Origin of the sequence: Lentilactobacillus farraginis DSM 18382 = JCM 14108, from assembly GCF_000583655.1 — a bacterium.
In the GTDB taxonomy this organism is placed as follows: domain Bacteria; phylum Bacillota; class Bacilli; order Lactobacillales; family Lactobacillaceae; genus Lentilactobacillus; species Lentilactobacillus farraginis.
The window spans coordinates 1-2,297 of record NZ_BAKI01000086.1 but is presented as its reverse complement, the minus strand read 5'-3'; the positions used below and the strand labels follow the sequence as shown (position 1 = coordinate 2,297).

Below are 2,297 nucleotides of genomic sequence, written 5' to 3'. Positions count from 1 at the left end.
ATAAATTTTTTGTACAAGAAATGCAAAAAAATGGCTTTGATGTTGACTTTAAGCAATTGCAGAAAATATATACTTCGTCGAGAAAAAATAATGCTGAAGAAATTGCTAAACGTAAACGGATAGCTGAAAGGGAAAGAAATTTTATGCATGAAGCAATGGAGCAATATGATGTTGATCAATAAGCTTTTTTGCTATTAAAAAAGCGCCATGGATTTTATTCCACAGCGCTTTTTTAATAACTATTGCCTTAGCTCTGGCAAGCTAGCGAATTCGTATTAGTTAGTAGTCACCGTCTTAAACAAATCAAGAATAGCATAATTCCGTTAAAGGGGCTAAAGGCGCACTTACACACCGAATGAAAATTCGGCGTGTTTTTACAGACTGTCTTAGATTTCGCTTTGCTCAAACAGAAAGAATACAAGGAGTGCTATGAGCATAAAGGGACTGTGCATTTTTTCCAAAATTTACCCGTTTTGGAAAAAGATGAGCCGATAGTGTCGACGTCCAAACCCTTGTTATAACTGCGATATTTAGTCCTAGGAAAATGCTACAATTACTTCTTGTAATATTTGTGCAGAATAGGGAGGTGTGTAGCAAAATCCTAGGATACTTAAGCTAATTAAATGCTGTTAAACTGGGATTCTTGATTTTGGAAAAAACGATTAAAAAAGCATGCTAGGATTTTCCTAGCATGCTGGAACATGTTACAAAAATTAAGTTCAGTCGTTTACACTCCTTCGAACTTAATCCTTGTACCACGTTGCAATTAAAACCGAGTACTAGCTGGTAGTCAACGGTACCGGAACGACCAACGGGAGCGAGGATAAGGAGTTGACTAGCTAACTAAACCCAGACACTGAATTGGCTGAAAGCCAAAGTTTCCTAAACTTTGCTTTCCTGCCCTCACGACGAGTGACGGGGTGAGTTTGAGCGGGAGCACCCGCTCAAGTTTTGCGGTCAAGCTGGCTCAGCTTGGTCGGGGTTCGGGGCGACAGCGCCCGAGGGCTTGAAACTGGCGATTTTTGCCAGTTTCTTCTTATCTTGATACATACTAGACATAATTATTTTTTTCAAAACTGCCTTTAAGCCTTGACACGTCTGGCCTAAAGCGTATTATGATGGTATACAACGAAACAATAAAAAAACCCACGTGAGAATTCCTAGTTTGGCGACGGGGAAAACGTGAGTTAATCTTGAATAATTCGTATTTACTAGACATAGTTTAAAGCTTGAGTTAGTAAGCGTCAAGCCCTTAGTTCTAGTAAATACATAAAAGATTAGCTCTTCTCACGTGGTTGGATGAGAGGAGCTTTTTAGTTTGACTGATAGAAAAGTTTTAGTTGATCGATCGCAGTCGGGAAAAGTACGACCATGGCGGCAGAAGAAATTAGAAAATTTGCGTTATGCAGAATATCTATCAATTTTGTTATATAAAAAAGCACATAAAGTACAAGGCTGCGCAGATGTTTTGCGTTTTCGAAAGTTGCCTGATGGTTCAACTAAGCTTTATCAAACGTGGTTTTGTAAGAGTCGGCTATGTCCTTTGTGCAACTGGCGTAGAAGTTTAAAAAACTCTAGTCAGTTAACTGAAATTTTGGCAGAAGCTCATCGGCGGCATTCAACTGCTAGATTTATTTTTTTAACACTTACAGAAGAAAATTCGGTTGATGGTGTTGACTTAAAACGACGTTTGAAGGCGTTAACTCATGCTTTCTTTAAGTTGATTCATTATAAAAAAGTATCTAAGAATCTGCTAGGCTTTGTTCGCTCAACTGAAATTACGACGAATGCAAATGGCTCTTATCATCAACATTTGCATGTTTTGCTTTTTGTTAAGAGTGCTTATTTTAAGGGAACGGGAAACTATTTGTCTCAAGTTGAGTGGACTAACTTATGGCAGAAGGCTCTTAAAAGCTCATATAAGCCGATTGTGAACGTTGAGGCGGTTCGGACGAATAAATCTAAGGGAAAGTCCTCTTTGCTCGCTAGCGCTCAGGAAACGGCTAAATATCAAGTTAAGTCTGCTGATTACATGACGGACGATGATAATCGCAATCAACAGGTGATTGATGACTTGGAGCAAGCCTTGGCTGGTACTCGTCAAATTGGTTATGGGGGGGTGTTGAAACAGATTAAACAGCAATTGAAATTGGACGATGCCGATAATGGTGATTTAGTAAATGTTGACGGGGACAAATTGTCTGAACCGACTGAAGTTGAATTAATCGTGGCTAGGTGGGATAATCAACGTAAAAATTATTTAATTTGGTAGGTGGCTATTATGTTAATGAGTTTGG

2 protein-coding genes are annotated in these 2,297 nt (G+C 38.9%); both read left to right on the top strand.

Annotated elements, in window-relative coordinates:
* A partial coding sequence (locus JCM14108_RS14750; protein ID WP_160168518.1) for a hypothetical protein occupies positions 1-182 on the top strand: 182 nt, incomplete at its 5' end.
* 1,136 nt (positions 183-1,318) lie between these two features.
* Positions 1,319-2,272: a protein rep gene (locus JCM14108_RS13650; protein ID WP_035181504.1), complete on the top strand. Its 954-nt coding sequence runs from the start codon at positions 1,319-1,321 to the stop codon at positions 2,270-2,272.
* The last annotated feature ends 25 nt before the right edge of the window (positions 2,273-2,297 follow it).